Genomic DNA, 19943 nt, shown 5'->3' with positions numbered 1-19943 from the left:
TTCTCAGCGCCCGGTCGCGCCGTCGATCAGTTCCCGCAGAATATCGGCGTGACCGGCGTGGCGGCCGGTCTCCTCGATCATATGGGTCAGCGCCCAGCGCACGCTGGGGCCCGGACGTCCCAGCAGCGGCGCGGCGGGATCGGTGCATCCGTCGAGCACCTCGTTCGCGCATGCGACCGCGTCGCGGTAGCGGGCGACCACCTCGGCCACGCCGTCGTACGGCGCGGCCCGGAACGTCGCTTGCCAGTCGGTCACTTTGTCGCCGAGGAACATCGAGCGTTCGACGGCCGTGAGGTGGACCAGCAGACCTAGCAGAGTGGTGCCCGACGGCACCGCGGCGGCTCGAACCTGCGGCTCGGGCGCACCCTCGACCTTCGCGGCGACGCCGGTGCGTAGATAGTCGAGGAACCCGCGCAGCACCGCGAGCTCATCGGTTCCGGTCCGCGGCGGTGGGGTGTCCTTCCGGCGGGCGGCGGCAGGCATGGCGGCTCCTTCGCGATCGGTGTGCGGTCGTACCCGCTCAGCCTCGCCGCCGCCGTCGCGAATCGGCACGAAATCTTGCTGTTCCGGCAAGATGGCCCGATGGCTGACGAAACGGACGAGGTACTCGGCGCGGTGGGTCCGCGGTTGCGCGCGTTGCGCCGCGAGCGCGGAATCACCCTCGCCGACCTCGCGGCGAGCACCGGGGTGTCGGAAAGTACGTTGTCGCGCTTGGAGAGCGGGCAGCGGCGGGCGACGCTGGAATTGCTGCTGCCGCTCTCGCGCACCTACAACGTCCCGCTCGACGACCTGGTCGGCGCCCCGCGCACCGGCGACCCGCGCATCCACCTGAAACCGATCCGGCGATACGGCATGACATTCGTGCCGCTGTCCCGGCGGCCCGGCGGCGTGCAGGCGTTCAAGATGATCATCCCCGCGCGACCCGAACCGCAGGAACCGACACCGCAGACGCACGAGGGTTTCGAATGGCTCTACGTGCTCAACGGCCGGCTGCGTCTGGTGCTCGGCGACCGCGACCTGACCCTGCCGCCCGGCGAGGCGGCGGAATTCGACACCTCGGTACCCCACTGGCTGGGCAGCGCCGACGGCGGCGTGGTCGAACTCCTCATCCTGTTCGGCCCGCAGGGCATGCGCGCGCACGTACGCCCGGGTGCGTCTGCCGAAGGGGACAGCCGGTCGTGAGAGCCGACGGACGACATCGCCGACGCTGCTCACACCGCCTCCGGCCGAACAGCAGTACCGTATCGGCAACACCGCCGTACGTCACCGGACAGGATGGTCACCGTATGCTCCGTGCCGCGTCGATCGTTGTGGCTCTTGCTTTTTCGACCCTGATCGCGGCCGCGCCGCAGGCCGGGGCCGTGGCCGATACCCGGTGCGGCACACCGCTGTCGCCCGCGGAGATCCGGACCGTTGCCGAGTTGTCGGACACCACGACCATCGGCGCCGGGTCCACCCTCGACCGGTTCGACGAGGCGGTGGCGCGCAATCATCGGATCACCGAAATCCTTACTTCCCATCATGATCGGCGGGGCCTGTTCGATGTGGGGCTCGACGCCGTGGAGCAGGATCCGGTGCTGCCGCTGCAGCACGATCCCAGCGCGTTCGTCGATCCGGAATACGCTCACGCGATCAGCTACGAACTGCTGCGCCGGTTCCTGGTGAACCTGCACGCCGAGTTCACCGACGGCACGCCGGAGCCCCACTGGGCCTGGTACTTCCAGCTGGCCGGGCAATGCGACCAGTCGCCCGCGCGGGTCGCGATGGCCGGGTACAACGCGCACCTGACGGTCGACCTCGCCTACGCGGTCGCCGCGGTCGGCAGTAGACCGGAGAACGCGCCGGACTTCTTCCACATCGTCGACGCCATCGCCCGCAGCGGCGATCTGATCGTCGACCGCACGAAGCAGGTCTACAACGCCGACCTCGGGCCGCTGTGGCGCTTCTACTTCGTCGGCGAGGGGCTCGACCGGCTGTTCGGCCAGGGCGTGGCCACCGGGCCGCTGCTCCAGGTCGCCGACCTGGGCTACAACGTGGTGGTCTGGACCAACGGACTGGCGCTGCAGAACCCCGCCACCGCCGAGGCCACGCGCGCGGAGATCAACGCGCTGTGGTCGGCCGACGATGCGGCCTTCGCCGTACTCGCACGCCTCGGCGGCCTGTGAGCACGGCGGGCCCGGCCGGCGCCGTCAGTCGGCCGGGAGTGTGCGGCGGCCGGTGACGGTGAGCAGAATGTCCTTGGCGCACATCGTGATCGGCGTCCCCGACCCGAGCGTGACCGGTGCGTCGGATGCGCGCAGTTGCCGGCCGGTCAGGTCGACGCCGAAGTAGCGCAGCGACTTCGGGCTCGCCTGGTCGAGCACGAGGGCGATTCGTTCCGGCGGGGCAGGCGGCAGGCCCAGGGGCTCGGTGATGTCCAAGCCGTGGATCACGTCGTGGCTCAGCGCGCCCACCACACCACCGCCCGGTGGACGCCACGGGTGTTCGACGTTGTCGCGCAGCGACGCGAGCAGCTCCGCATCGCTCATCCGCGCTGTGTCGGCGCGCGCGGCCCGGTCGGCGTAGCGGTGGAACGAGAAACGCGCACCCGCCAGCCCGCGCACCAACGACCACGTGGTTGTGCGGTAGGGCATCGTCATGTGAGCGAGCACCTCACGGACTCGCCAGCCCTCACACAGCGAGGGCGCGGCCCACTGCTCCGGCGTCAGTCCGGCGAGCAGGGCCGCGAGGCGTCGGCGCTCGGCCACGGTGTGCTCGCGCAGGACGGTGGTGTCGGTGTCGGTCGAGGTCATGGCTCCGTCGTTTCGGTCGTAGGGAGTGGTCACCTCTGCTACGAACCCGACGGCGAGAATTCATCGGTGGGCGCCCGGAAAATCGGCGGAAGCCCGAATTCGGCGAACCGATCGCCACTGTCCAGGTAGGTCACCTGCCGCGCTATCAGCCCCGCCCGCGCCTGGATCGCGAGCAGTGCGAAGGGGCGCAGCACACCGTCGGTGCCGGGGCGGTACTGACCGAATCCGACCGAACCGTTCATCCGCACCGGTACCAGCCGATCGCCGGCGCACGCGTCGCCCGCCGCGAAGACCGAGACGATGAGGTCGCGCCCGCTCAGTCGCCAGGCGAACGGCGGCATACCGGATTCGGCGTCCTCGCACAGCAGCGCGGCGAGACCGTCGACGTCGTGATTCTCGAAGGCCGCGACGTAGCGCCGGACCAGGTCCCGGTCGTCCGGGTCGCCGGGATCGAGCGGATCGGTGGCGGAGGGCCGGACCGCGGCCAGGGTGGTGCGGGCGCGTTGCAGGGCGCTGTTGACCGCGGCCGGGCTGACCTCGAGCATGGTCGCGGTTTCGGCGGCACTGAACGCCAGCACCTCGCGCAGGACCAGCACCGCTCGCTGGCGTGGCGGCAGGTGTTGCAGCGCCGCGACGAAGGCCAACCGCACCGACTCGCGGCGGACGACGCGGTCGGCCGGGTCGAGCACCCGTGCGTCCGCGACCGGGTCGAGCCACCGGTCGGCGGGCACCACCGCGTCCGGGTCGAAACCGGTGGATACCGGGCCTTCCCACACCAGCATCCGGCGGCGCGCCGAGCGCAGCATGTCCAGGCAGATATTGGTGGCGATGGCATGCACCCACGTCGAGAGCCGGCCGCGCTCGGGGTCGAAACTGTCGAATCGGGTGTAGGCGCGGATCAGCGTCTCCTGCGCCGCGTCGTCGGCATCGGCCGACGAACCGAGCATACGGTAGCAGTAGCCGGTCAGCGGAATCCGCAGCGCTTCGAGTGCCTGCGGCCCCGAAACCCCGGATCCCGCAAGGCCGGACTCCGGCCCTCCGGATTCCGGCAGCGGTTCACTCGCGGACACACTCACCGCCCCATGCTCGCACCTCCGTGTCACCGACGACAGCGGGACCGGCCGGGTAGCTTGCGGGGCATGGAGCTGCGCGCGGGCGAGGTCGTTTTTCACTACGTGGAGCACGGCACGGGCCGTCCGGTGGTGGTGCTGCACGGCGCGGGTGTCGATCACCGCGAACCCGAGGCGTGCTTCGAACCGGTTCTCGGCGATGCCGCCGGGTTGCGGCGGATCTACCCCGACCTGCCCGGTGCGGGACACACCGCCGCACCCGGCACACTGCGCAGCGCGGACGATGTACTCGACGCGCTGTTGTGCTTCGCGGACGCGGTCACCGGCGGCGATTTCCTGCTCGTCGGCCACTCGGCGGGCGGGTACTACGCGCAGGCGATGGCCGCGCGGCGCGCCACCCGGGTGGCCGGCCTGGCATTGGTGTGCCCGCTGTTGCCGGGAGTGCGTGACATTCCCGCGCATCGCGTCGTGGCCGGGCCGGGCGATCTCGGCGACGACGATTTCCGCGGCTACTTCGTCGTCCAGACTCCGGCCATGCTCGACCGCTACGAGCGTGTCGTCGCACCCGCCGCCGAACTGGTCGATCGGGCCGCGGCGCAGCGCATCGGTGAGCGGTGGCAGCTGAGCCCGGACGGCACACCGCCCTATCCGGGGCCGACCACGATCGTGGCCGGGCGCCTGGATTCGACGGTCGGTTACGCGGCGGCGACCGATCTGTTCGAGCGCTGTCCGCACGCCTCGCTCGTCGTGGTCGACGAGGCCGGACACGCCCTCCCGCACGAGCAACCGGAACTGCTGCGCGCCCTGCTGGCCGAGTGGCTCACGCGCGTGGCGCGCGCCGGCGATCGATCGTGACGATCACCTGCGCCGACGCCTGCGGAGGTCGGACCAATCCGACATCAGCGTCGACATCGAATACTTCGTGGTTTGCCAACGGAACGCTGGGAGAAAGGAACGCTGTGATCAACGGAATCATCGCGGTTGTCGGAGCTCTGGCCTCGGGTCTGGGATCGATCCTCCTCAATTTGATCGACGTTCTGCTCTGACGAAGTCCCCGCGGACCCGGTGAACCGATGGCGGATTCGCCGGGTCTGCGCATATCCGGGCCGCGGCGAAGTTCGACGCGCCGAGCGCCGAACTCTTGCCCGCGGGCGCATCGATGGGAAAAGTGACCGCCGGATCTGTTCTCTCGACGAGGAGGCGCGGCGTGCGTTTCGGCATCTTCATTCCCCAGGGCTGGCGACTGGACCTGGTCGGCATCGAACCGGGGGCGCAGTGGGGTGTGATGCGAGATCTGGCGCAGCGGGCCGACGCCGGACAAGACTGGGAATCGTTGTGGGTCTACGACCATTTCCACACCGTGCCGGTTCCCACCGAGGAAGCGACGCACGAGGCGTGGACGCTCATGTCGGCCTTCGCCGCCACCACGACGCGCATCCGGCTCGGGCAGATGTGCACGGCGATCAGCTACCGGAATCCGGCCTACCTCGCCAAGGTCGCCGCGACCGTGGATCTGGTATCGGGCGGCCGGGTCGAGATGGGGATCGGCGGCGGCTGGTACGAGCACGAGTGGCGCGCCTACGGCTACGGATTCCCTTCCGCGGGTGAGCGTTTGGGCCGCCTCGACGAGGGAGTGCAGATCTTCCGTCAGGCGTGGACCACCGGCACCGCCACCCTGGACGGCAAGTACTACCAGGTCGACGGCGCCCGGGTGTATCCGTTGCCGCTCCAGGACGGCGGCATTCCGATCTGGGTCGCGGGCGGGGGAGAAAAGGTCACGCTGCGCATCGCCGCGCAATACGCGCAGTACACCAACTTCGCGGGCGATCCCGAAACCTTCACCCACAAATCCGAGCTGCTGCGCGACCATTGCGCCGCCGTCGGAACAGATTTCGACGCGATCACCCGCAGCTCCAACTTCAACACGGTGATCGGTGCCACCGAGGCGGAGGTGCGTGAACGGCTGGACGCACTCGCTTCTCGGCTGACCCCCGCGCTCGGGGCGGACGCCGCGCAGGACTGGGTCACCAAGCTCTACGTCGATTCACCCGCGGTCGGCACACCGGAACAGATCGTCGAAAACCTGTCCCGGGTCCGCGATCTCGGCCTGGCGTACGCGATCCACAACTTCCCCGAGTCGGCCTACGACCTGTCCGGGGTGGAGTTGTTCGAGCGCGAGGTCATTCCCGCGCTGCGATGACCCACGGCACTCAGTCGACGCGCACGTCCTCCGGTGACCAGAACGCTCGCATACCGGTGATGCGCGCGTCCTCGTCGAAGGTCATCACATCGATCGGTTCGATCGTCGTGGTGCGAGAGCCGGTCTCGGTCACCACCCGGAACCGGAACGCCGCCGCGCCGCCCGCGATCCGCAGGTCGAGCAGCTCGGTTCGCATATGCGCGGAATCCAATGCGCCGTAGAACTTTTCGATCGCGGCCCGGCCCACGTGCGGCGGCGAGCCGAACGGATCCTCCACGGTGGCGTCCTCGCTGTAACATGCCGCCACATCGGCGGCGGACCCCGAGCCCACCGCCTCGAGATACCGGTGCACCGCTGCTCGAATCCGTTCCGCTGAAGCCATGGCACAACGAAAACACGGATCGGGCGCGGCGCCGCCTGCCGATCCCGCCTGCCGGGACGGAAGGGAGAGGCCCGCTGAGACGTTCGAACTATCCGCGACGATCAAGAGGGGAACATCTACCCGTGAACTACGAAGGTGCGGCATGAGCGCCGCCGGCATCCGCGACGACCGCGCGGACGAACAGCGTTATCGGGAGCTCGCGGCATCCGCCCGCTCGCTCGTGGCGGGTGAACACGATCGGATCGCCAACGCCGCCAACCTTTCCGCGCTGGTCTATCACGATCTTCCCGGTCTGAACTGGGTGGGATTCTATTTCTTCGACGGGAACGAACTGGTGGTCGGCCCGTTCCAGGGCCGCCCGGCCTGCGTGCGCATCGCGCTGGACCGAGGCGTCTGCGGTGCGGCGGCGCGAACCCGGCAGACGCAACGTGTCGCCGACGTGCACGCGGTGCCCGGCCATATCGCCTGTGATCCGGCGAGCAGGTCCGAACTGGTGGTGCCGTTGATCCACGAGGACACCGTGATCGGCGTCTTCGATCTGGACAGTCCCGAACTCGACCGCTTCGGTCCGGTCGATCAGCGTGGACTCGAGGAGATCGCGTCGATCTATCTCGACTCGCTGATCACGCACGACCGGGGCTGAGCAGGGCTACGAGGCAGCCTGCATCGCCGGCCGGAAGGCCTGCGGATTCGGCCGCCCCAGTGTCCACCTGGCCGCCGCCAGTGCCTCCGCGCACGACGCCTTGAGGCGTAGGTGCTGGGGCCGGGGATAGCCGGCGGCGTCGACTTCCGCGCGCAGACCCACGATTCGACGCTCCAGCAGGCGTGCGTCCGCGGTCTTCAGCCCACGCCGCGCGGATGTCAACGCGGTCAGCACTCTGCGCTGGAGATCGTCCATACAGCACACCTCCTGTGGTGACGGGCCCTCGGCCGGTGACGAAGTCGTTCCGAGTGCGGATTGTCGATGGGTACCCCGGCGGCGCGCCGCGAAACGGTGACCTCGCGTACTCGGCGCAATGACGCAAACGGCTTGTACCGGACGAACATTCGGCCTGTGCGCGCCGACGGGCCGAATCCGGCCTGCCCGGACCGGGTTTGCCGCGACGGGCAGCGGGGCACTCCAAGACTGGTCGTCATACCTCGACCCGGTTTCGCCGGGCGCGGTATGCCACCGCTCACGTTGAGTCGTCGCGTCGGATCGAGGTCCGTTATGCACAGTGACCCGCCCGGTCGCGCCGGTGTGTCGCCTGTCTCGGCGGCCGGAGTCGCCGCGCTGCTGCGTGCCCTGCCGGGATCGCCGATGGCGGGGGTCACCGCGCACGGCAGCACGGTGCTCGAGATCGTCGCGGCGACGACACACCGCGCGCGCATGGTCGAGGAGGCGCAGCTGCTGCACCCCGACAGCCCCGCCCGCGAGGCCGCGGCGACCGGCGTCCCGATCGTGATCACCGATCTCGCCGACAGCTCCCGGTGGCCGGGGTGCGGCGCGGAACTGCGGTTGTGGGGAGTGCAGGCGGTGCAGTGCCAGCCGCTGTCCGACGACGACGGCGCGGTGGTCGGAGTGCTGAGCATCTACACCCCCGCCGCGAACGTTCTCACCGAAGAACTCGCCGATGCTCTGCATCCGGTGTGCCGCTGTGCCACCGACCTGTTGCAGATCCGCCGCCGCAACCCACCGCGGCTGCGGCGAGAGTGACGGCGGTACACCGCGGAGGTGTGCGCGCCGCCACTCGAAACCTCACCGCCAGGGATCCGCCGTCGGTGAAATCCAGGCCCTCATTAGCATCGATGTGGCGTACCCGTCGAGGAAACCGAGGACCTGCGTTGACTACCGAACAACTTGACCGCTGGAACGCCCAGGAAGCCGCCGCGGAGGCGATGATCCCCATCATCGGCACGTTGTATCGGGCGAAGGGTGTGACGGTGCTGCTGCACAGCCGGTCGCTGGTGAACCGGTCGGTGATCAGCATTCTGCGGACGCACCGGTTCGCGCGCCAGATCGAGGGCGAAGAGCTGTCGGTGGACGAGACGCTCCCGTTCCTGCGCGTCCTGGACGAACTGGATCTCGGCCCGTGCAAGATCGATCTCGGTCAGCTGGTCGTGGCCTATCGCGCCGACGACCGCGGGCTGTCGGTTCGCGCATTCACCGAGGTGGTCCTGGCCGAGGTGATCGGCGGCAACAAGGCGCAGTCGCCGGGCCCGCGCGATGTCGTGCTGTACGGCTTCGGCCGGATCGGCCGGCTGGTGACCCGTCTGCTGATCGAGAAGGTCGGCTCCGGCAACGGGCTGAACCTGCGTGCGGTGGTGGTCCGCCGCGGCGGTGACGGTGATCTGGCCAAGCGCGCGTCGCTGCTGCGCCGGGATTCGGTGCACGGGCACTTCAACGGCACCATCAAGGTCGACGCCGACAACGACACGATCATCGCCAACGGCAATGTCATCAAGTTCATCTACAGCGACGATCCGACGACGATCGACTACACCGAATACGGGATCTCCGACGCGATCCTGATCGACAACACCGGCAAGTGGCGCGATCGCGAGGGGCTGTCGCAGCATCTGCGTCCCGGCATCGCGAAGGTGGTTCTCACCGCGCCCGGTAAGGGCGACGTCCCGAATATCGTGCACGGCGTCAACCACCGTGATCTGGATCTGACGCAGCGGATCTTCTCGTGCGCCTCCTGCACCACCAATGCGATCGTGCCGCCGCTCAAGGCCATGGACGACGAATTCGGCATTACCCGCGGCCACGTGGAGACCGTGCACTCGTTCACCAACGACCAGAACCTGCTGGACAACTATCACAAGGCGGATCGCCGCGGCCGCTCCGCGCCGTTCAACCTGGTCCTCACCGAAACCGGCGCCGCCTCCGCCGTCGCCAAGGCGATGCCGGACTTCAAGGCCAAGATCACCGGCAACTCGATTCGCGTCCCCACGCCGGACGTGTCCGTCGCCATCCTGAACCTGCAGCTCGAGCGGGAGACGACGAAATCCGAGGTGCTCGAGTACCTGCGGCAGGTGTCGCTGGCCGGTCCGCTGAGCCGCAATCTCGACTACACCGCCGCCACCGATGTGGTGTCCAGCGATTTCATCGGCTCGCGCGCGGCCTCGATCATCGACGCCAACGCCACCATCGTCGAGGGCGACACCGCGATACTGTACTGCTGGTACGACAACGAATTCGGTTATTCGTCCCAGGTGGTCCGGACGGTGCAGTACATCTCGGGTATCGAGTACCCGACCTATCCGCAGTTCGCGGACCGGTCGCAGGATGCCGCCGACGTGCGCGCACTGGCCGGGGTCGAGGCGGGGTAGCGCCGAACCCGTTCAGTGGGTGAGGACGATCTTGACGACGACCACCGTCGTCGCGACGGCGGTCAGCAGCAGTGCCGTGAGGATGGTCGAGCGGCCGGGCCGGGCGCCTTTGAGCCGTTCGATCACGAAGACGATGCCGCCGATGCGGATGAGCATCGCCACCTCGGCGACGATCTGTGCGGTGCGGGGTGTGAGCCAGTCGAAGGCGGCGCACGCCAGGATGATCGACGGCAGTACCGCGGAGCTGAGAATCGGCACCGAATCGCGCAGATCCTCCCACCGTTGCCGCGGCGTGAGCGCGCGGTTCTCCCGCACGGCCTGGCCGACGCCCTCGGCGAAGGCATGCGCGACGAAGGTCGACAACGCGGTGCCGATGACGATCAGAATCCCGACGTGCTCCTCGGTGGTGGTCACCGGGACCAACGCGGCGAGAATGAGGATATTGCCGTAGACGTAGGCGCTGATCCGGCTCGCGGCATTGCCGCGGTCCAGCGGATTCCGGCGGGAGAACAGGGGACCGTGGAGCAGTGCGTCGCGGCTGCCGTCCATATGTCTCCCGTTTCTGATCGTCCGATGCGGGGCGCGGCCTCGGGTCGGGCACGGGTGGGGCAGGTGGGCCGCCGCGAACAACCCTAGGACATCGGTGATCATCCGGACCATCGATCGGCCGCCGCGTCGACCGCACGGTCCGGCTGCCGGGACGAGAGTCGGTGCGCGCCACGGTACCCATCTGCCGGTGCGGCGCGTCGGTCTGGTTTGCTCTGGCGGAGCCGGGCATTCGGGCCCGGCGCGTGCGCGAGTGCCCGGCGACAGGTGGAACGCGAGGTCAGGTATGGGGTTCGGGGATGGTGGTCCGGCGGGGGAGCCCCGCGGCGTATCGGGGGTGGCTCTGTGGGTGGGCGTGCTGTGGGGTGCGCTGGCGGCCGTGCTCACCGCGCCGGTGGCCGCGGCGATGGTGGCGAGCGTCTATCGGTTTCCGATTCCGTTCGGGGAGTACGCCGAAGGACTGCGCGAGGCGGTGAACGCGGCGCTGGCCGCGGTGTTCTATCTCGTGATGGGCGGCGGCCTGCTGCTGGCCGTGCTCGGTGGTGCGGCGGGACTGATGATCGTGCGCGCGCACGGCCTCCGGCTGGGGCGCGCGCTGGCGCTCACCACCGCGGCGGGGTTCGGGCTGGCGGTGGTGGGCGCGTTCGGGCTGGCCCTGCTCGAACACGTCATCGGGCCTTGGTGATCGAGCGCCGTGGTGAGCCGCTCAGTCCGCTGTCGTCATAGGCTCGCGCAGTTCGCGTTTGAGTAGTTTTCCGCTCTGGTTGCGGGGGAGCGCCTCGGCGAAGCGAATCCTCTTGGGCACCTTGAACGGTGCGATCAGATCTTTGACGTGCGCGATCAGCTCATCGGCGGTCGTCTCGCGGCCTTCGTGCAGGACCACGACGGCGGTGACGGCCTCGATCCATTTCTCGTCCGGGATGCCGATGACCGCGACCTCGGCGACGGCGGGATGGGTATAGAGAGCGTCCTCGACCTCGCGGGAGGCCACCAGGATGCCGCCGGTGTTGATGACGTCCTTGATCCGGTCCACGACGGTGATGTAGCCGTCGGCATCCCGCGTCACCAGGTCGCCGGAGTGGAACCATCCGTCGCGGAACGCCTCCGCGGTCGCGTCCGGGTTGTCCCAGTAGCCGCGGCACAACTGTGGCGAGCGGTAGAGCACTTCGCCCGGCTCGCCGGGACCGACGTCGTTGCCGTCGGTGTCGACGACGCGAGTTTCCACGAAGAACACCGGCCGTCCGCACGACGACGGCCGTTCGGCATGTTCCTCCGGGCGCAGCACCGTGGCGAGCGGCCCGATCTCCGATTGCCCGAAGCAGTTGTAGAAGCCCAGGTCGGGATACCTTTCCCGCAGCCGGTTCAGCACCGTCACCGGCATGATCGAGGCACCGTACTGCGCCTTGCGCAGCGACGAGAGGTCGCGGCGGTCGAGGTCGGGGTGGTTGGACAGCGGCACCCAGACGGTGGGTGCGAGGAACAGTGAACCGATCCGGTCCTGTTCGACCCGGCGCAGAATCTCCGGGATGTCCGGAGTGGCCAGCAGGTGCACGGTCGCGCCGACCGACAGGTAGGGCAGCATGAACACGTGCATGCCCGCCGAGTGGTACAGCGGCATGGCGACGAGCGGATTGTCGTCGGGACGCAGGTCCAGCGCGATCACCGACGAGACGTACTCGAAGACGAGCGCCTCGTGAGTCATCATGGCGCCCTTGGGTTTCGACGTCGTTCCCGAGGTGTAGAGCAGTTGGGCGAGGTCGGTCGCGGCCGCACGGGACGAGAAATCGCAGACCTCGCCGGCCGCATCGGCGACGGCTCGCAGCGATCCGCCGGCATCGCGCAGCGGTACGACGTACTCGACCGAGGTGAGGTCGCCGCGGACCTGGTCGAAAGTGTCGATCAGCGCTGGGTCGACAAGGACGGCCCGCGCACCCGACTGCGAGACGAGATAACTCAGCTCCCCGCCCTTCAGGGCGTAGTTGACCGGAACGTGCACCAGGCCGGCCCGGGCGCAGGCCAGGAATCCGATCACGTACGCGTCGGAATTGGTGCCGTAGGCGGCGACCCGATCGCCCGCGACCAGGCCGAGGTCGAGCAGATGGGTCGCCGCCCGGGTGACCGCGGCGTCGAGTTCCCGGTAGGTGTAGGCCCGGCCGTCGAATGTCAGCGCGGTGCGACCGGGGACCTTCGCCGCCGAACGGTGCAGCACCCCGTCGATGGTGTGCGTGCGGGGATCGAGACTCATAGGCGGGAGATTATAGGACGTCCAACTAGTTTGGCAGGGAATTCGCGAGGCCGGTGGGCGCCCGGTATTCGCCGCCGCGGCCTCATCGTCGCTCCGGCAGGACCAGGATCTTCACGTGTTCGTCGGGTGCGCGCAGGGCGGTGAACGCGTCGGCGACCCCGTCGAGTCCCACGCGGCCGGTGATGATCGCCTCGGCGTCGATCTCCCCCGAGGCCAGGCGCCGCAGCGTGGTGTCGTAGGCGTCCTGGTAGGGACCGTGCCCGAAATTGACGGCGATGCGGCGGAACTGGCCCACCACCGGAATGATCGTCTCGGTGGCGAATCCCGCCGCCAGTACCTGGATGCGCGAATTGAACGGCAACCCGTGCATGAGGGTGTCGAGCATGCCCGGCCGGCCGCTGCATTCGTAGGCGATCAGCGTGCCCGCGGCGCCCGGGCCGACGAGCGAATTGCGCTCGGCGACAAGGTCATTCCACACCAGAATCGGATCCTGTTCGGTGGGGTCGACGGCGACGTCCGCGCCCACCGCGAGCGCCAGGGCGCGGCGCTTGGGAGACGGTTCGGAGGCGACGACCACACCCGCGCCGTGCGCCTTGGCGGCGATGATCGCTCCCAGACCGATGGCGCCACAGCCGATCACGAGGGCCGAATCACCGGCGCGCAGACCGGATTGCTGCACGTGCATCTCGCCGACATGCAGCGGTTCGGCCAGCGTGGCATGCTCCAGCGACAGCCCGTCCGGCACATGCCGGACCCAGACGCTGTCCACCACGATGTGCTCGCCGAACGCGCCGTGATAGTCGTTGGAATAGCCGATGATCGTCGGGATGCCGGTGCCGGCCTCGGTGGCCAGCCCGATGCCCGCCACGCGGTCGCCGACCGCGAAATCCGTGACGCCCGAACCTGTTTCGACGATCGTCCCGGCGTATTCGTGTCCCAGCACCACGGGTCGCGCGATGTCGAAGGTGGCCAGCGGATAACCGCTGTCCGCCGCGACCTGCACGAATCGTCCGGCGTCCTTGGTCATCGACAGGTCGCTGCCGCAGATGCCGCAGGCGGCGACCGCGATGCGCACCTGCCCCGGACCGGGAGCCGGTGGATCGGCGACCTCGGTGACAGCGAATTCTCCGTCGAGATATCCCACGGCACGCATCGATTCACGCTCCTGTCGCGGCGGATTCGCCGTAGTAGTCGGTGTGGGCCTTGGTGATCGCGGTGACCAGTCCGCCGATGAGGCGGTCGCGGTGATCCTCGGCGTATTGCAGACTCGCCTCGCGGCCGAGGTTGCGCCGCCGGAAGTGCGGAATCACCTCCGAGGCGAACAGTTCGTAGCTGCGTTTGGTGTCTTCCCAGTCGGCCATGTCGACATGCAGGATCAGCAGGGTGCCGAAGCCGCCGGTCTTGTCGAGGAGCCGCTCGATCTGCGCGATCGCCTCGTCCGGTGTCCCGATGACGGCCTGGCCGAATTCGCCGAGGCTGTCGTTGCGCCAGTGGTCGATGATCCCCTTACCGGATTCGGCCCACTCGGGTCGCTGTCCGGTCTGGCGGTTCACATACGCCGCCATCGATCCGATCCGGCGCGCGACGGCGCGTTCGGCGTCGGCCCGGGTTTCAGCGAGGAACATCGGATTGACCAGCCGCCACCGCGATCGGTCCGCGCTGTGACCGTGCTCCGCGCACACCTTGTCGTAGATTCCCCAATTGCGGTCCAGCACATCGAAACCCGCCGGTGAGCTGGCGGCGAGCGACAGCAGTGAGAGGCCGTGGGTGCCGGCGAGCACCGAGCCGTTGGGGGAGACGGTGGAGGCCGTGGCGATCTCGATCCCGGCCGGGTCGTAGGTGGGTAGCTGGGCGCGAGCGTCGCGCAACGTGAACCAATCGGTGGACATGTTCACCACGTCGCCGCGCAACAGCGCCAGGATCGCGTCGAGCGCCTCGCCCTGGCGCCGGCGCTGGTCGGAGGGGTCGATCCCCATCATGTGCGCGTCGAGCGGGATCTTGCCCGGCCCGGTGCCGAAGATCAGCCGCCCCCGGGTCTGCAGATCGAGCTGGGTCATGCGGTCGACGGTGACCAGCGGGTGATGGTAGGGCAGTGACACCACGCCGGTGCCGAAGCGCAGCCGCTGCGTCCGTTCGGCCGCGGCCGCGATGAAAACATCGGGCGCGGGCACGATTTCGGCGCCGGTCGAATGGTGCTCACCCATCCATGCCTCGTCGAATCCGAGGTGGTCGAGGTGTTCCATCAGATCGATATCGCGCCGCAGCTGCAGGGCGGGGTCGGCGTCCAGTGGATGGTACGGGGCGAGGAAGGCCCCGAATCGTAAGGATTCGGACGTGTGCACGGAGTCTCCTTCGAACGGCGCGTCTGTGATCTGCTTCACCGCGCTGTGTCCTGCTTAACATGGATCACTTGATCCAAAAGTTTGCTGTCCCGGTGACCGAGATGGCTCGAGAAAAGGTGCACACCAATGCTTTCCGTGTGCGTATGAGATAGAGTTCTCCGGAAGATCGGATCGAGCGAACCAGTACGGAGGTGATCTGATGCCGGCTCCAGCGCCCAACCGCCAGGGCAACGCGACCCGCGGCCGACTCGTCAAGGCGGCCGAGCGTCTGTTCGCCGCGCACGGGGTCGACGCGGTGTCGGTGCGCGCGGTGAACGCGGCCGCGGGCCTGGGGCCGGCGTCGGTCAACTATCACTTCGGCACCAAGGACGACCTGATCACCGCGGTGCTGCTGGATCTCGGCGCCGCGGTGCGCGACAGCATTCGCGCCAATGCCGACCGGCTCGGCGCACGGGACGAGGCGCCGACCACCGAGGAGCTGGTGCGCGCCGTCACCGAGCCCTACCGCGATCTGCTCCTGCGGCACCGCACCCGCGGTATGCGGTGGGTCAGAATCGTCACCCAGGTCTCGGCGCGCGATCATCCCGCCCTGCGCGCGGTGGAGGAGAACCTGCGCGAGCGTCTGCATGTCCAGGTGCGCCGCACCTTTCCCGAGGCCGATCCCGCACGCCTGGAATCGCGCTGGGCCATCGCCCTCATGGGATTTCTGCAGGCGCTCGCCCGCGCGGGGGACTGGCACGCCCACCCCGATCCCCTGCCCGCCGATGTGCTGACCGCCTTCTACGAGGATCAGGTCGCCTTTCTCTCCGGGGGGCTCGACCGCCTGCTCCGCGAGAAGGACTGATCTCGAGCCCGATTTCGCTGGTGGAGCCTGCGGACCCGGCTTCCGGAGGTACATTCGTGTCCGTGGCGCCTGCCGTCACGGCTCGCGTCGGGAACCGGCTGTGAGGAGGCGAGATGGCGCAGGACAAACGCGCGGTATTCCAGGATCTGGTGGATCGGGTGCTCGACGGCGACGGCAGCACGCCGCGGGAACAGCGGGCGCAAGCCTTCGGAAACGCCGGACCGCCCCCGCTGCGCGAACTGGTCGACAAGGTGGCGACCCGGCCGACCGAGGTGACCGATGCCGACTTCGCCGCGGCGCGGGCCTCGGGGTTCGGCGAGGGCGAACTCGTCGAATTGGTGATCGCGGCCGCGGTCGGACAGTCCGCACGGCAGTACGACGCGGGACTCGCCGCGCTCGCCGAAGCGACCCGGGAGCGTGGCTGATGCGACCGGACGTCCTGAACAACGACTATCGGCCCGGAACCAAACTGCTGTTCAGGGCCGTTCGATTGTTCTCCGGTCAGCCGCTGCCCGACGCCGCGAAGCTGGTGTTCTACCGGCCGGATTTCTACGGCGCCCGAGCGAAGGCGTTCACCCACGCGGCGATGCGCGGCCCCTCGAAGTGGTCGGTTGCCGACCGGGAGCTGATGGCGGCGTACGTGTCGAAGGTCAACGCCTCCGCGTTCTGTATCGGTGCGCACACCGCGACCGCGGGACAGGCCTATGCCGACGACGCGAAAGTTCGTGCGGTGCTCGATGATCCGGAATCCGCGCCGATCGGTGCGGGCCTGCGCGAGACGCTGCTACTGCTGGGCAAGCTGTCCCGCGACGGAGAGATCATCGCCGACGATGTCCGAAGGGTGCTGTCCGCCGGGGTATCGCCGCAGCAGGTCGAGGACGCCTTGGCGGTATGCGCCGCCTTCAACACGACCAACCGGCTCGCCGATGCCTTCGGATTCGACGTGCTGAGTCCGGAGGGTTTCGGCGCCGGGGCCAAGTACCTGCTGAAGCGGGGTTATCGGTAGCGCGAGAGCGGCCCGCACGTATCTGCCCGGCGGAAATCTAGAACAAGTTCTCGCAATGGGTAGACAGTTTTGGTAAGTTGTCTACTAGGTCACGAGGGCCGTCCGCCGTGCAATCGATTCGGTTGCGACAACCCTTGTGTGACAACCGAAATCGCACTGGAATGCCAGTTCCGACCGAGGGGAAGATCATGGCCATCGTCCACCCACTGCCGACGACCGAGGGTGACCGGCGCACGCTGGCGCTGGACAGTCCGGTGGATCGCCGGCGCATCGGCGAACTCGAGGTGGACACCACCGCCGAGGTGCAGAGCGCGGTCGCGCGTGCCCGTGCCGCTCAGCCGGCCTGGGCCGCGCGCAGCATCGCCGAGCGTGCCGAGATCCTGCGCGGCGCCGTCGGTGTGATCGTCGCCCGGCGCGCGGAGATCGCCGAGACCATCCGCACCGAGACCGGTAAGCCCGAGGCCGAGGCGCTCGGCGTCGAGATCGTGCCCGCCTGCGACTTCCTCAACTACTGGACCGCACGCGCCCGGCGTGATCTGCGCTCGCACCGGCAGCGGCTGCACGGCTATCTGAAACCGCTCAAGAAGCTGTACATGCAGTATCAGCCGCTGGGTGTGGTCGGTGTCGTGACGCCGTGGAACGCCCCGTTCGTGCTGTCGCTCAATCCGGTGGTGCAGGCGCTGGTCGCCGGCAACACCGTGGTGTTCAAACCGTCGGAGGTGACGCCGCGGTCGGGCGAGTGGGTGGCGCGCGTGCTGCACGAGGCCGGAGTGCCGGAGGATGTCGTGCAGGTGTTGCACGGCGACGGCGAAACCGGTGCGGCACTGGTCGATTCGGAAATCGACAAGGTGTGCTTCACCGGCAGCGTCGGCACCGGCCGCAAGATCGCGGCCGCCTGCGCGACCCGGTTGCTGCCGTGCACCCTGGAACTGGGCGGCAAGGACGCCATGATCGTCTGCGCGGACGCCGATCTCGAGCGCGCCGCCGCCGGTGCGGTGTATCTGTCGATGTTCAACACCGGCCAGGTCTGCATGAGCGTGGAACGCATCTATGTGGTCGACAGCGTCGCGGACGAATTCATCCGGCTGGTCACCGAGAAGGCCGCGGCGGTCACCTACGGTCCCGGCGACACCGATATGGGCCCGCTGTTCTGGGATCGCCAGCGCGACATCGTGATCCGCCACATCGACGATGCGAAGGCCAAGGGCGCCGACATCGTGGTGGGCGGCGCCGCGGACACCGGTGACGGCCTGTACTTCCAGCCCACCGTCGTGGTCGGCGCGCATCACGACATGGACCTGATGACCGAGGAAACCTTCGGTCCGGTGACCGCCATCATGCGGGTCCGTGACGAGGACGAAGCCGTCCGGCTGGCCAACGACTGCAAATACGGGCTGAGTGGCTCGGTGTTCACCAAGGACGCCGCCAAGGCCCGCCGCATCGCGGCCCAGCTCACCACCGGTTCCGTCGTGCACAACGATGCCGCCGTCATCTACGGCGTGCCCGAGGCGCCCTTCGGTGGACGCAAGGACAGCGGTGTCGGCCAGGTCAACGGCCCGGGAGCGCTGCGCGGCTTCACCCACGCCCAGCCGGTCCTGATCGATCGCTGGCAGCCCAAGCAGGAAAGCATCTGGTACCCCTACTCGGAGAAGACCATCCGCAACCTCGACGGTCTCATCCGCTACGGCTTCGGCAACAAGATCATGCGCAAGCTGCTGTCCTGACGAGCGCCCTCACGCCGTGCCCGGGCCGGGCAGCAGGGCGAGCAGATTGTGGACCAGCGGTCGCTCGTCGCCGGTGCGGTGTGCGGTGTAAATGGTTGTGTCGGCATCGGTTTCGGTCAGCGCGAGGATGCGCGCCGAGGCCGGTGCCGTGAAGGTCGCGCTGCGCGGCGCGACCGTGATGCCGAGGCCCGCGGCGACCAGATAGAGAATGATGGTCCAGTTGGTGGCCTCCTGCACGATGCGGGGCCGGCGGCCCGATCGCAGCAGGGGCGCCAGGTTCCGGTCGTGGGCCAGCGAGCCGGCGGCGCGGGGGAAGAAGACCATCGGGTGGTCGACCAGATCGGCGCCGGTGACGGTATCGCGCGCGGCGAGCGGATGGTCGTCGGGCACCACCGCGACGAACGGCTCGGTCATGAGCGGTGTGGTGGTGGTCCCCGGCTGCGGGTCGGGATCGCGCACGATCGCGAGGTCCAGGGCACCGTTGGCGAGCCGTTCCATCAGATGGCTGGTGAATCCCTCGACCAGGTCGACCTCGACCAAGGGATAGCGGTCGCGGAACGCGCGCACCCCGCGCAGTGGTTCGAGCGGCAGTACCGACGGCACGAAGCCCAGGTACAGCGTCCCCTGTCCGCCCTGCCCGATGCGGGAGACCTCGGCCAGATCGCGTTGCGCATGCCCCAGCAGGGCCTCGGCGCGCTCACGCAGTACGGCGCCGGCGGGGGTGAGCGCCACCGTGCGCGAGGTGCGATCGAACAGGCGGGCGCCGAGCAGCGTCTCGAGCCGCCGGATCTGCTGGGTCAGGGCGGGCTGGGCGATGTGCAGACGGGCGGCCGCGCGTCCGAAATGCAATTCCTCCGCGACGGCCAGGAAGTAGCGCAGGTGTCGCAGCTCTACCCCGTCCATATGCCGCCATCCATAAGTTCAAGATATCAATCGGAGCTATCGAATATTGGACGCTATGGGTTCCGGCGCGCATCCTGGTGAAGTGATTCTCGTCGAACCGATGTCCGGGCCGGCCGACGCCGCCGCCTTCAAAGAACTCAATCTGGAATGGATCACCGCTTTGTTCGGCGTCGAACCGGCCGACCTCGCCACTCTGGACAATCCGCAGCGGATCGTGGCGGACGGCGGGCAGGTGCTGATCGCACGCGATGGTGACGACCGCGTTGGGTGTGTCGCCCTCATCGCGGAGGATCCGGGTGTTTTCGAGATCTCGAAAATGGCGGTCGCGCCGCGGGTCCGCGGCCGGGGGATCGGCCGCCTGCTGCTGAACGCCGCCATCGACCACGCTCGCGCAACCGGCGCGACCTCGCTGTTCCTGGCGAGCAACGGACGTCTGGCCGATGCCGTGCACCTGTACGAATCGGTGGGATTCGTGCACGTGCCGCCGGAGGAACTGCGGCCGATTCCCTATGATCGTGCCGACGTCTTCATGAAATTCGATCTCACGCAGCAGGTTTCGGCCGTCTGACCCCCT

Annotated in this window: 23 protein-coding genes; 13 read left to right on the top strand and 10 right to left on the bottom strand. The window is 68.5% G+C overall.

What is annotated here, in order from left to right:
• Positions 1 to 3 precede the first annotated feature (3 nt).
• Entirely contained in the window at positions 4 to 483 is a 480-nt protein-coding gene (locus C8258_RS03380) for a DinB family protein (RefSeq protein WP_106954040.1), read from the bottom strand.
• Between the two features lie 99 nt (positions 484 to 582).
• Between C8258_RS03380 and C8258_RS03375 the strand changes: the two genes are divergently transcribed.
• Together C8258_RS03375 and C8258_RS03370 are read left to right on the top strand one after the other, a co-directional pair.
• Positions 583 to 1182 carry a helix-turn-helix domain-containing protein gene (locus tag C8258_RS03375; protein ID WP_106954039.1) on the top strand — a complete coding sequence of 200 codons (600 nt, stop codon included), beginning with the start codon at positions 583 to 585 and terminating at the stop codon, positions 1180 to 1182.
• A gap of 104 nt (positions 1183 to 1286) precedes the next feature.
• Entirely contained in the window at positions 1287 to 2165 is an 879-nt protein-coding gene (locus tag C8258_RS03370) for a DUF5995 family protein (RefSeq protein WP_106953785.1), read from the top strand.
• Between the two features lie 24 nt (positions 2166 to 2189).
• On the opposite strand, the gene C8258_RS03365 is transcribed toward C8258_RS03370, so the two are convergent.
• Positions 2190 to 2792, bottom strand: a complete 603-nt coding sequence (locus tag C8258_RS03365; protein WP_106954038.1) for a maleylpyruvate isomerase family mycothiol-dependent enzyme — start codon at positions 2790 to 2792, stop codon at positions 2190 to 2192.
• A 38-nt stretch (positions 2793 to 2830) separates the two neighbouring features.
• Positions 2831 to 3868, bottom strand: a complete 1038-nt coding sequence (locus C8258_RS03360) for an RNA polymerase subunit sigma-70 (protein ID WP_233224844.1) — start codon at positions 3866 to 3868, stop codon at positions 2831 to 2833.
• A gap of 63 nt (positions 3869 to 3931) precedes the next feature.
• Between C8258_RS03360 and C8258_RS03355 the strand changes: the two genes are divergently transcribed.
• Both C8258_RS03355 and C8258_RS03350 read left to right on the top strand, forming a co-directional pair.
• A complete protein-coding gene (locus C8258_RS03355; protein ID WP_106953784.1) occupies positions 3932 to 4717 on the top strand; it encodes an alpha/beta fold hydrolase in 786 nt (261 codons plus the stop codon).
• A gap of 352 nt (positions 4718 to 5069) precedes the next feature.
• The gene (locus tag C8258_RS03350) at positions 5070 to 6062 is read left to right on the top strand and encodes an LLM class F420-dependent oxidoreductase (protein ID WP_106953783.1); all 993 of its coding nucleotides are present in this window, start codon (positions 5070 to 5072) and stop codon (positions 6060 to 6062) included.
• Positions 6063 to 6072: 10 nt separating this feature from the next.
• Here the strand turns inward: C8258_RS03350 and C8258_RS03345 are convergent, their stop codons facing one another.
• Positions 6073 to 6444, bottom strand: coding sequence for a nuclear transport factor 2 family protein (locus C8258_RS03345; RefSeq protein WP_039780937.1), 372 nt, complete (start codon positions 6442 to 6444; stop codon positions 6073 to 6075).
• Between the two features lie 142 nt (positions 6445 to 6586).
• Between C8258_RS03345 and C8258_RS03340 the strand changes: the two genes are divergently transcribed.
• A complete protein-coding gene (locus C8258_RS03340) occupies positions 6587 to 7087 on the top strand; it encodes a GAF domain-containing protein (protein WP_106953782.1) in 501 nt (166 codons plus the stop codon).
• Between the two features lie 6 nt (positions 7088 to 7093).
• On the opposite strand, the gene C8258_RS03335 is transcribed toward C8258_RS03340, so the two are convergent.
• Positions 7094 to 7342, bottom strand: coding sequence for a hypothetical protein (locus C8258_RS03335; RefSeq protein ID WP_036505697.1), 249 nt, complete (start codon positions 7340 to 7342; stop codon positions 7094 to 7096).
• 312 nt (positions 7343 to 7654) lie between these two features.
• Between C8258_RS03335 and C8258_RS03330 the strand changes: the two genes are divergently transcribed.
• Positions 7655 to 8140: a GAF domain-containing protein gene (locus tag C8258_RS03330; RefSeq protein ID WP_158271204.1), complete on the top strand. Its 486-nt coding sequence runs from the start codon at positions 7655 to 7657 to the stop codon at positions 8138 to 8140.
• A gap of 182 nt (positions 8141 to 8322) precedes the next feature.
• Positions 8323 to 9759, top strand: coding sequence for a glyceraldehyde-3-phosphate dehydrogenase (locus C8258_RS03325; protein WP_369974705.1), 1437 nt, complete (start codon positions 8323 to 8325; stop codon positions 9757 to 9759).
• A 12-nt stretch (positions 9760 to 9771) separates the two neighbouring features.
• Here the strand turns inward: C8258_RS03325 and C8258_RS03320 are convergent, their stop codons facing one another.
• On the bottom strand, positions 9772 to 10308 hold the full coding sequence (locus tag C8258_RS03320; protein ID WP_106953779.1) for a hypothetical protein: 537 nt from the start codon (positions 10306 to 10308) through the stop codon (positions 9772 to 9774).
• 283 nt (positions 10309 to 10591) lie between these two features.
• On the opposite strand from C8258_RS03320, the gene C8258_RS03315 reads away from it, so the two are divergent.
• A complete protein-coding gene (locus C8258_RS03315) occupies positions 10592 to 10990 on the top strand; it encodes a hypothetical protein (RefSeq protein ID WP_146161147.1) in 399 nt (132 codons plus the stop codon).
• Between the two features lie 21 nt (positions 10991 to 11011).
• Here C8258_RS03315 and C8258_RS03310 read toward each other — a convergent pair whose 3' ends face one another.
• The 3 genes from C8258_RS03310 to C8258_RS03300 form a co-directional block, all read right to left on the bottom strand.
• Positions 11012 to 12550: an acyl-CoA synthetase gene (locus C8258_RS03310; RefSeq protein WP_106953777.1), complete on the bottom strand. Its 1539-nt coding sequence runs from the start codon at positions 12548 to 12550 to the stop codon at positions 11012 to 11014.
• Between the two features lie 82 nt (positions 12551 to 12632).
• Entirely contained in the window at positions 12633 to 13703 is a 1071-nt protein-coding gene (locus tag C8258_RS03305) for an alcohol dehydrogenase catalytic domain-containing protein (RefSeq protein ID WP_106953776.1), read from the bottom strand.
• A gap of 4 nt (positions 13704 to 13707) precedes the next feature.
• Positions 13708 to 14892: an LLM class flavin-dependent oxidoreductase gene (locus C8258_RS03300; RefSeq protein WP_106954036.1), complete on the bottom strand. Its 1185-nt coding sequence runs from the start codon at positions 14890 to 14892 to the stop codon at positions 13708 to 13710.
• Positions 14893 to 15091: 199 nt separating this feature from the next.
• Between C8258_RS03300 and C8258_RS03295 the strand changes: the two genes are divergently transcribed.
• From C8258_RS03295 to C8258_RS03280, 4 genes are all read left to right on the top strand, one after another.
• Entirely contained in the window at positions 15092 to 15736 is a 645-nt protein-coding gene (locus C8258_RS03295; protein ID WP_106953775.1) for a TetR/AcrR family transcriptional regulator, read from the top strand.
• A gap of 113 nt (positions 15737 to 15849) precedes the next feature.
• On the top strand, positions 15850 to 16161 hold the full coding sequence (locus tag C8258_RS03290; RefSeq protein ID WP_233224843.1) for a hypothetical protein: 312 nt from the start codon (positions 15850 to 15852) through the stop codon (positions 16159 to 16161).
• The gene (locus tag C8258_RS03285) at positions 16161 to 16742 is read left to right on the top strand and encodes a carboxymuconolactone decarboxylase family protein (protein ID WP_106953774.1); all 582 of its coding nucleotides are present in this window, start codon (positions 16161 to 16163) and stop codon (positions 16740 to 16742) included. Before C8258_RS03290 ends, C8258_RS03285 begins: the two co-directional genes overlap by 1 nt.
• A gap of 161 nt (positions 16743 to 16903) precedes the next feature.
• Positions 16904 to 18466: an aldehyde dehydrogenase family protein gene (locus C8258_RS03280; RefSeq protein ID WP_233224842.1), complete on the top strand. Its 1563-nt coding sequence runs from the start codon at positions 16904 to 16906 to the stop codon at positions 18464 to 18466.
• Between the two features lie 9 nt (positions 18467 to 18475).
• Here C8258_RS03280 and C8258_RS03275 read toward each other — a convergent pair whose 3' ends face one another.
• Complete coding sequence (locus C8258_RS03275) at positions 18476 to 19369, bottom strand: LysR family transcriptional regulator (protein ID WP_106953773.1); 894 nt, start codon at positions 19367 to 19369, stop codon at positions 18476 to 18478.
• A gap of 82 nt (positions 19370 to 19451) precedes the next feature.
• Between C8258_RS03275 and C8258_RS03270 the strand changes: the two genes are divergently transcribed.
• Positions 19452 to 19937, top strand: coding sequence for a GNAT family N-acetyltransferase (locus C8258_RS03270; protein ID WP_199195550.1), 486 nt, complete (start codon positions 19452 to 19454; stop codon positions 19935 to 19937).
• Positions 19938 to 19943 lie beyond the last annotated feature (6 nt).

It is taken from the genome of Nocardia sp. MDA0666 (genome assembly GCF_003023875.1).
Taxonomy (GTDB): domain Bacteria; phylum Actinomycetota; class Actinomycetes; order Mycobacteriales; family Mycobacteriaceae; genus Nocardia; species Nocardia aobensis.
The sequence above is the reverse complement of the archived record's forward strand: the minus strand, read 5'-3'. Positions and strand labels throughout refer to the sequence as shown.

Excerpts from the sequence above, each read along its gene's own strand:
- C8258_RS03305 (WP_106953776.1), bottom strand. The coding sequence starts at position 13,703 with ATGCGTGCCGTGGGATATCTCGACGGAGAATTCGCTGTCACCGAGGTC.
- C8258_RS03370 (WP_106953785.1), top strand. The coding sequence starts at position 1,287 with ATGCTCCGTGCCGCGTCGATCGTTGTGGCTCTTGCTTTTTCGACCCTG.
- C8258_RS03320 (WP_106953779.1), bottom strand. The coding sequence starts at position 10,308 with ATGGACGGCAGCCGCGACGCACTGCTCCACGGTCCCCTGTTCTCCCGC.
- C8258_RS03325 (WP_369974705.1), top strand. The coding sequence starts at position 8,323 with ATGATCCCCATCATCGGCACGTTGTATCGGGCGAAGGGTGTGACGGTG.
- C8258_RS03380 (WP_106954040.1), bottom strand. The coding sequence starts at position 483 with ATGCCTGCCGCCGCCCGCCGGAAGGACACCCCACCGCCGCGGACCGGA.
- C8258_RS03310 (WP_106953777.1), bottom strand. The coding sequence starts at position 12,550 with ATGAGTCTCGATCCCCGCACGCACACCATCGACGGGGTGCTGCACCGT.
- C8258_RS03275 (WP_106953773.1), bottom strand. The coding sequence starts at position 19,369 with ATGGACGGGGTAGAGCTGCGACACCTGCGCTACTTCCTGGCCGTCGCG.
- C8258_RS03285 (WP_106953774.1), top strand. The coding sequence starts at position 16,161 with ATGCGACCGGACGTCCTGAACAACGACTATCGGCCCGGAACCAAACTG.
- C8258_RS03345 (WP_039780937.1), bottom strand. The coding sequence starts at position 6,444 with ATGGCTTCAGCGGAACGGATTCGAGCAGCGGTGCACCGGTATCTCGAG.
- C8258_RS03375 (WP_106954039.1), top strand. The coding sequence starts at position 583 with ATGGCTGACGAAACGGACGAGGTACTCGGCGCGGTGGGTCCGCGGTTG.
- C8258_RS03335 (WP_036505697.1), bottom strand. The coding sequence starts at position 7,342 with ATGGACGATCTCCAGCGCAGAGTGCTGACCGCGTTGACATCCGCGCGG.
- C8258_RS03315 (WP_146161147.1), top strand. The coding sequence starts at position 10,592 with ATGGGGTTCGGGGATGGTGGTCCGGCGGGGGAGCCCCGCGGCGTATCG.
- C8258_RS03295 (WP_106953775.1), top strand. The coding sequence starts at position 15,092 with ATGCCGGCTCCAGCGCCCAACCGCCAGGGCAACGCGACCCGCGGCCGA.
- C8258_RS03340 (WP_106953782.1), top strand. The coding sequence starts at position 6,587 with ATGAGCGCCGCCGGCATCCGCGACGACCGCGCGGACGAACAGCGTTAT.
- C8258_RS03280 (WP_233224842.1), top strand. The coding sequence starts at position 16,904 with ATGCCAGTTCCGACCGAGGGGAAGATCATGGCCATCGTCCACCCACTG.
- C8258_RS03355 (WP_106953784.1), top strand. The coding sequence starts at position 3,932 with ATGGAGCTGCGCGCGGGCGAGGTCGTTTTTCACTACGTGGAGCACGGC.
- C8258_RS03330 (WP_158271204.1), top strand. The coding sequence starts at position 7,655 with ATGCACAGTGACCCGCCCGGTCGCGCCGGTGTGTCGCCTGTCTCGGCG.
- C8258_RS03290 (WP_233224843.1), top strand. The coding sequence starts at position 15,850 with ATGGCGCAGGACAAACGCGCGGTATTCCAGGATCTGGTGGATCGGGTG.
- C8258_RS03365 (WP_106954038.1), bottom strand. The coding sequence starts at position 2,792 with ATGACCTCGACCGACACCGACACCACCGTCCTGCGCGAGCACACCGTG.